Source organism: Clostridium sediminicola (genome assembly GCF_050402865.1).
In the GTDB taxonomy this organism is placed as follows: domain Bacteria; phylum Bacillota; class Clostridia; order Clostridiales; family Clostridiaceae; genus Clostridium_AF; species Clostridium_AF sediminicola.
In genome coordinates, this window is sequence record NZ_BAABMF010000046.1 from 1 (window position 1) to 8,248 (window position 8,248).

Annotated in this window: 9 protein-coding genes; 1 reads left to right on the top strand and 8 read right to left on the bottom strand. The window is 32.6% G+C overall.

The window, feature by feature from the left end; all coding sequences use genetic code 11:
- Positions 1-86, top strand: an 86-nt coding sequence (locus ACQ3F0_RS26450; RefSeq protein ID WP_428868671.1) for an IS3 family transposase, incomplete at its 5' end; no start/stop codon positions are given.
- 93 nt (positions 87-179) lie between these two features.
- On the opposite strand, the gene ACQ3F0_RS26455 is transcribed toward ACQ3F0_RS26450, so the two are convergent.
- The 8 genes from ACQ3F0_RS26455 to ACQ3F0_RS26490 all read right to left on the bottom strand — a co-directional run.
- Positions 180-1,742 carry an acyl CoA:acetate/3-ketoacid CoA transferase gene (locus tag ACQ3F0_RS26455; protein ID WP_428868820.1) on the bottom strand — a complete coding sequence of 521 codons (1,563 nt, stop codon included), beginning with the start codon at positions 1,740-1,742 and terminating at the stop codon, positions 180-182.
- Positions 1,743-1,792: 50 nt separating this feature from the next.
- On the bottom strand, positions 1,793-2,929 hold the full coding sequence (locus ACQ3F0_RS26460) for an acyl-CoA dehydrogenase family protein (RefSeq protein ID WP_428868821.1): 1,137 nt from the start codon (positions 2,927-2,929) through the stop codon (positions 1,793-1,795).
- Positions 2,930-3,165: 236 nt separating this feature from the next.
- Positions 3,166-4,167, bottom strand: coding sequence for a branched-chain amino acid ABC transporter permease (locus ACQ3F0_RS26465; RefSeq protein ID WP_428868822.1), 1,002 nt, complete (start codon positions 4,165-4,167; stop codon positions 3,166-3,168).
- 2 nt (positions 4,168-4,169) lie between these two features.
- Complete coding sequence (locus ACQ3F0_RS26470; protein ID WP_428868823.1) at positions 4,170-5,024, bottom strand: branched-chain amino acid ABC transporter permease; 855 nt, start codon at positions 5,022-5,024, stop codon at positions 4,170-4,172.
- Between the two features lie 172 nt (positions 5,025-5,196).
- A complete protein-coding gene (locus ACQ3F0_RS26475) occupies positions 5,197-6,468 on the bottom strand; it encodes an ABC transporter substrate-binding protein (RefSeq protein WP_428868824.1) in 1,272 nt (423 codons plus the stop codon).
- A gap of 31 nt (positions 6,469-6,499) precedes the next feature.
- On the bottom strand, positions 6,500-7,204 hold the full coding sequence (locus ACQ3F0_RS26480) for an ABC transporter ATP-binding protein (RefSeq protein ID WP_428868825.1): 705 nt from the start codon (positions 7,202-7,204) through the stop codon (positions 6,500-6,502).
- Positions 7,197-7,913: an ABC transporter ATP-binding protein gene (locus ACQ3F0_RS26485; protein WP_428868826.1), complete on the bottom strand. Its 717-nt coding sequence runs from the start codon at positions 7,911-7,913 to the stop codon at positions 7,197-7,199. The genes ACQ3F0_RS26480 and ACQ3F0_RS26485 overlap by 8 nt, the downstream gene beginning before the upstream one ends.
- Before the next feature lie 27 nt (positions 7,914-7,940).
- A partial coding sequence (locus ACQ3F0_RS26490) for an electron transfer flavoprotein subunit alpha/FixB family protein (protein WP_428868827.1) occupies positions 7,941-8,248 on the bottom strand: 308 nt, incomplete at its 5' end.

Below are 8,248 nucleotides of genomic sequence, written 5' to 3' on the forward strand. Positions count from 1 at the left end.
TAAGATATTACAATAATTATAGATATCAATGGAACCTAAACAAGATGACTCCTGTACAATACAGAAATCATCTCTTAGCATCTTAACACCCTTTTTAAATTGTCCTTGACATAGGTACCATTTTAAAATTGAGCATACCCTATTTATTATATAAGAAAAAATCTGCTATTTTAATAATTCTATTCACCAAAACAACTAATATCCATAGTTTTAATATTATCTGAAATTATTGGTCTAAATGGCATTTTCTCTAGAATATCTTCCTCTATAGAAATTCCTGGAGCTACTTCTGTAAGTGTTAACCCTTCAGGCAATAGTTTAAATACGCATCTTTCAGTAACATATATAACTTCTTGTTCTGTTTCTCTTGCAAAATCACCACTAAAACTTATTTGGTCTACTTCATTAGTGAATTTTAAATATTTTCCTTCTTCAATAATATTTAATTTTCCATCTTTGTATTCAACTTTTAAACCACCATTTGAGAAAGTAAAACAATAAACCACTTTCTTAGCACATTGAGTAATATCAACAAAGCCTCCAACACCAATAATCTTTTCACCTAATCTACTAACATTAACATTACCAGCTTTATCAGCTTCCATTGCTCCAACAAAGGTAATATCTAAGCCCCCGCCATCATAGAAATCAAATTGATAAGCTTGGTCATAAATTACATCTGGGTTGATTGCTGCACCAAAACTGAATCCTGATGATGCTACTCCTCCGATTGTACCTGATTCTACAGTAAATGTGACATTTTCAGCTATTTTTTCTTTATCTGCAACTACTGCCACCATTTCAGGAATGCCTATCCCTAAATTCACTACACAATTACTATGTAACTCTCGAGCAGCACGACGAGCAACAATCAAATGTTCTAACTTTCTCTTTTTACCACCACTGCTATTCAATTTTTTTACATTCTCAACAACAGTCTTAATTTCATTATCTGGTACTCTTAATTCACCAGAGTATGTTTGATTATAAGTTTCTATAATCGTTTGCTTTTGTTCTGGTGCTACAACAACTGCATCGACTAATATTCCTGGAATTTTTACATTCTTAGGATTAGCAGGGATTGAAGACAGTCTCTCTACTTGAACAATTACATTACCATCATTTGCTTTTACAGCCTGTGCCATAGATAATGCATCTAAAAAAGCTACTTCCTTTTCCATAGTTATATTTCCATTAGGATCTGCTGTAGTACCACGAATAAATGCTACGTTTGGTTTAAATGATTTGTAAAATAGATACTCTTCTCCATCTATTTCTATTACTTTAACTAATTCCTCTTTAGAAATTTCATTTAGACCACCTCCACCAATACGTGGGTCTGCAAAAGTTTTCAAACCTACTTTCGTAATAATACCAGGTTTTTTTGCAGCTGAAGCTCTAAATAGATGTACGATTGCTCCCATTGGTAAATTATATGCTTCAATTTTATTTTCAACAGCTAACTTACACAATCTAAGCATTGGCTGCCAATGGCCGGAAATAACTTTTTTTACCAGACCTTCATGACTTAATCTATCAATAAAACGATTTTCATCCCATACACCTTGACCAGCTGCAAAAATAAATGATAAGTCTCTTGGTTCTCCAGTTTTTAAAAATCTATCACCTAATGCTTCATCAAATTCTTCCGGGTGTACTAATGAACCAAAACCATTTATTACAACAGTATCGCCAGATTCAACAAGTTTCATAGCCTCATTTTTATCCATCACACTAAACATGAAAAACACTCCTTTGCTATAAGTATTTATATTTTAATTCTTTATTAGTCTTAAGATTCAATCCCTTCACGTTCAATAAATCTTCCTAGTACTACCTTTTGGATTTGTGTTGTTCCATCCACAATTTGCAGCATTTTTGCTATTCTCATCATCCTTTCAAGAGGGTAATCTTTTGAATACCCATTTGCACCTAATAATTGGCAGCATTCAGTTGTAACTTTCATTGCAAGATCAGTACAATATAATTTAGCCATAGTTGCAGCTTTTATTGATGGTTCTCCTTTGTCCATTAGGGTTGCAGCTCTATAAGTCATCCATCTACCAGCTTCTACTTGTGTAGAAAGCTCTGCAAGACTCCACTGTATACCTTGATTTGAAATTAGAGGTTTTTTGAACTGAACTCGTTTACCAAGATATTTTATTGTTTGATCAATAGCTTCCTGTGCTAGCCCAGTAGCAATAGCAGAAACAAAAATTCTTGCTATATCAATACACCAGAAAACATCTTTAAAACCATTGCTGGATAATAATCTTTCTTTAGGAACAATACAATTATCAAATTTAATTGTTGGTGTAGAAACAAAAGATGCGCCCATTTTTTCACTACCTTTTTCAATAGAAATACCCTTACTTCTATTGTCAACCAATAACATCAACATCCCTTTTGGTGAACCATCCTTAACCATAACATTGATAAGATCAGCTTCAAGCCCATTTGTTGCCCAAGTCTTAGTACCATTAATGTGATATCCATCTTCTTCTAAAGTTGCATAAGTGGAACATCGAGATGGATCAGATCCAGCCTCAGGTTCAGTTAATGCAAAAGATGTAAGCTTATTTCCTTTAACCATTTCTGGAATAAGTTCCTTAACAGATTCATGTGGATTAAACTTATATATTTCATAAGAAATATTATTATGACATTCCATTGCAAAAGTGAATGCTGCATCTCCATGCGCTAATGCTTCATATACTAATGCCGACTGTAAAAATCCTAGATTTTTTCCTCCAAATTCTTCTGGTAGATTTATACAGCAATATCCCGCATCACAAAATTGTTTAAGTACTTCTATTGGAAATTTTCCACTTTCCTCATTATCATGAGCGTATGGTGCTAGATTTTTCTTAGCAAATTCTAAAGTTTCTTCATAAAGTTTAATCTCTTCTTTTGACAATTCAATTGCCATTTTCTTACTCCTCCTTAATATTTTTATATCCCTATCATAGTTTTTTCTAATACAACAACTTTTTAAAGTTATATTTTTCTAATTTAATAACTCCTACATTTTTATACAAATACTAATTTTTCAAAATTTAAATTACTAATATAAATTTTTATAGGCACCTAGTAATTTATTCCAAAGAAAGGTGCCCATAATTTACAACAATCTAATCAATACAAAAGTTTTTTATATAAATCTATTTACTCAGTTTCTATTTTCAATTTTGCCTTCTTTTCAGTTGACTTAAATTTAATTGCTAACTTTCTTTTAAACAATCCAACAATACCATCAGGTATAACTAAAATTACTACGATTAATAAAATACCATATACTAATAAGTACGCCCCTTGATAAGTACTACCTAATGCTATTCTTAGGAAAATTTCAACAGGCACCAATATCATTCCTCCTACTACAGGACCTAGAACTGTACCTGCTCCACCAATAATTGTAAGTACCGCAACCTTTGTTGAAAAACTTACGCTAAATGCAGATGCAGGATCCATAAATAGCATATACTGAACATACAATGAACCACCAATACTAGTGAAAAAAGCACTTATAAGTAATGCATTTAATTTAGTTTTAAAAACATTTATACCTAATGCTGATGCTGCTAACTCATCCTCTCTTATTGCAATAAGATAAGAACCCATTCTAGAATTTTTTATGAAAATTGTAACTGAAATAACCGCTACTAACAATAGAACGAACAAGATAAAATAAGTATTGTAACTTTTAAAAACCATATTATGAAAGCTTGGTTTATAAGGAATAGAGAGACCTACAGATCCTCCAGTTATCTTATCAAATTTAATGGCAAATATTTGCAATATTGATGAAAGTGCAATTGTAGATAATACCAAAAATGGCCCTTGCAATCTAATAGTAAGCATACCAATCAAATATGCCAAAAGCATTGAACCAATACTTCCAACAAACATCCCTATCCAAGGAGATAATCCCATATTCAAAAATAATATTGTTGAAATATAAGAACCAATCCCCATAAATGCCACATGACCAAGTGAAACTAGCCCAGCATATCCTCCTACGATATTCCAGGCAGCAGCCATACTACAAAAGAATATTGTACTAATAAAAATATCTAGTGTGAAATTACTCTTAGTCGTTCCACCTACTAACGCAATAACAACGAAAAATATTGCCCATTTAAGATGTTCCTGATATTTCTTCATCATTACTAATTCCCCTTCCTAGTAAATAATCCTTGAGGACGTACAACTAACACTATTATAAACATAATATAATACACAACCTGCCTATAATCTGCCCCAATATAAAATCCACTTAATGTTTCACTAACACCTATAAGTAATGCACCAAGTAATGCTCCGCCTAGTTGTCCTAAACCACCAAGTACAACAATTATCCACGCAATCAAATTTAATCCACTTCCAATTGTAGGATTTGTAGGATAAATTGTTATCAAAAGAGTGCCTGCAAGTCCAGCCATAGCAATACCAAGAGCAAAAACCATTATATCAATTTTCTTTGTAGGAATACCCATTAGTTTTGCTGCATCTCTATCCTGTGAAACTGCTTTCATAGCTTTGCCTAAGTATGTATGATTGATAAACCATAAAAAAGCAAAAGTTGTAGCTATAGCGATAAGAAAAGCAATCAACATTTCATATGATAGGAAAAATGATCCTATTTTCAAACTTGAATCAAAACTTTGAGGAACTGATCTAAAATCTGACTTAAATATCATTAACACAGTATTTTGTAAAACAAATGACAATCCTAGAGTAAGGAATATCTGATTCAAATCGCTTTTTCCTATTGTATATTTAATAAGTTTGAAGAAAAGCCATCCGATAACAGCTGAAACCGGAATAACAATTAACCAAGAAACATAAGGTGATATATTGAAAGCAGTATATATTGCATAAGCTAAATACATTCCAACCATTACAAAATCACCGTGAGCGAAATTTGTAACCTTCGAAACCCCAAATATTAAAGATAGTCCAACACTTATTAATGCATATATTCCACCCAAAAGAATTCCGGAAATTATTAATTGTATAAACATTTTACCTCCCCCTGCACTCTTATGATTTTATAGACCTGTACAATTTAACTATTCTATTTCTTTTACATAACTGATATTCATTATTGTACAGGTCTAAATATTGTGTTTATAAGTAATAGTCAACTTAAGTATGACAACAACTAAATTTTAATATTATCTCTTAAATAAAATTTTATCTTTCTGACCAAGTAGGAAGTGGTATCATTACTGGTTCTGTTTTAGCAACAGTTTCTGGATAAACTACTACTAGCTCTCCACTTTGCCATTGCATTGCTGCAGCTACAGCACGCTCGTTTTGACCATTTTCATCAAACTTAACTCCTGCACCTGTTGGTAAAGTTCCTAATGGAATATCTAAATTTTTAGCAACTTCAACAAGATCTTTTGTTTCAGTTGAAGAGGCTTCTGCTATAACATTGTTCAATAGAACCCATGCAGCTTGCCAGCTCAATATTGTTGTAGCTCCTGGAGTATTGCCCGTTTGTTTTTCAAATTCTGTCATAAATTCTTCAACAGCTTTTGCCATTTCTGGATCAAGATTTTCTAAATTAGGTGTAGTTGCTGGATCTATATCAATTACTCCTTCTGCATCCGTTCCTAATGCATCTGAAAAACTAATTAGCCCATATCCAGATCCTATTCCAATCATCGACTTTGGATTAAAGTCTAATTGTTTTGATTGCTTCCAGAAGTTTATTCCATCATTTATGTATGATGTAGCTATTACTGCATCTGGATTTGCATCTTTTATTTTTAGAACCATAGGTGCTGTATCTTGAACATCTTTTGAATATCTTATATCTTCAACTACTTGAATCCCATTTTCTTCACAAAATTCTAGGGCACCTTTAGCCGTAGATTGTCCAAAATCAGAATTCTCACTTAAAATTGCAACCTTAAAATCTTCAAAAGGAATATTTAATTTATTTGCAACTTCAGCAGCATAAACAGCAGCTGCTTCTCCTAAAGTAGCTCCATTAAATGTTGCTCTAAATACACCAGGTAATCCTGCTTCAGTAATTCTATCACTTACAGAAATTGTTTCCCAATATAAAGCATCATTTCTGCTACAAATACCACTAGCAACCTCTGCAAAAGCACTCCCATATACACCTGTGATAATATTTATATTTTCTTTATTTATCAAACGGTTAACTTCATTTTGAGCAGCTGCTGTATCAGGAACATCTGCAACTACTATTTCAACATTTTTACCATTAATTCCGCCTCTTTTGTTTACCATATCTGCTGCTATTTGCACACCAATAACTCCTTGCTCACCAAGTGTTCCTAATGGGCCACTACGTGGTTGTATATGACCGATTTTGATAACATCATCATTACTATTTCCACTTGTTGAAGTTTCTGTTGAATTTGAGGAACAAGCCGAAACCGTTAACATTACTAGAGACAATAAACCAATTAATATAGATTTTCTTTTCATTTTTATTAACCCCCCATTTTTAAACGCTTTTTTATATTCCTAAATATGCTTTTCTTAAATCTTCGTTATCAAGAAGTTCTTTTGCCCCTCCTTTCATTGCAATTCTACCGCTTTCAAGAACATAACCACTTTTCGCTATTGACAAAGCTTTTTTTACATTTTGCTCTACTAGAAAAACAGTTACTCCTGCTTCACTAATCTCTTTGATTATTTTAAAAACATCACTTACTATAATTGGTGCTAATCCTAAAGATGGTTCATCAAGTATTAATAATTCTGGACAACTCATCAATGATCTTCCAATTGCAACCATTTGTTGTTCTCCACCACTTAGTGACCCTGCTAGCTGCTTTCTTCTTTCATATAATTTTGGAAATTTTTCATAAACCATTTTTAAATTTTGTGTACGTTTAGATTTAGCACGTTTTGAGTATGAGCCAAGTAAAATATTGTCTTCTACTGTAAGTTCAGGAAATAATCTTCTACCTTCTGGCGACTGAATTAATCCCAATTCGACTCTCTCCTCAGGGGAAAGTGACGTAACATCCTGTCCTAAAAATTCAATTTTACCTTTCCAAGCCTTGTTCAATCCAGATATGGTATTAAGTAATGTAGTTTTTCCGGCAGCATTAGACCCCACCAAACTAACAATATCTCCTTTTTTTACGTTGAGAGAAATATCAAATAAAACTTGACTCTCTCCATATCCTGTTTCTAAATTTGAAATTTTAAGCATTATAATCATCCCCCAAATAAGCCCTGATAACTTCTTCATTACTTACAACTTCTGATGGTATTCCATCTGCAATTTTAGTTCCATTATTTAAAACTACAACACGTTCTGAAAGAGACATAATACACTTCATTTTGTGTTCAATAATAAGTATGGTAATACCCATTTTATTAATCTTTTTTACAGTCTCAGAAAGTTCATCTGTTTCTTGTGAATTAAGTCCACCCATAACTTCATCTAGTAGTAGCATTTTAGGATTTGTTGCAAGTATACGAGCAATTTCTATTTTCTTCTTTATAGCTAATGGTAAATTTTTAGGAAGTTCATCTTTATATTGAGTAATTCCAACCATTTCCATAACCTCTTCAGCTTTTTCCCTAGCATGTCCTCTCGTATGATTTTTCAAAAACGAGCCTGCTATAACATTATCAAGTACACTAATATTGTTGAATGGTTTAACTTTTTGAAATGTTCTTACTAATCCTAACTGGGATACCTCATGACTCTTCTTAGAAGAAATATCAACGCCGTTAAATTCAACTGTTCCAGTAGTTAACGGTAAAACGCCTGAAATAACATTAAACAAAGTAGTTTTACCAGAACCATTAGGTCCTATCAAACCAACAATTGAACCCTCTTCTACTGAAAGGTTAACATCATTTACTGCTACCAAACCACCAAATGCTTTTTTAACATTGTTTAATTTAAGCAATACCATCACACTCCTTTGTTTTTCATTTTATTGTTTCATTTCTTTAATTGATTCTATCAATTCTGGTATAACTTTAAATAAGTCTCCTTCTATACCGAAATGCGCTGCCTTAAATATTGGTGCATTAGCATTTTTATTTATTGCTACTATACATTCTGCATCTGACATACCTGCCATATGTTGAATAGCTCCAGAAATACCACATGCAATATATAGCTTAGGTCTTACTGTTGTTCCTGTTTGTCCTATTTGATGTGACTGATCTATCCATCCACTATCTGTTGCTGCTCTTGAAGCACCTACAACTCCACCTAAAACTTCTGCTAATTCTTCAA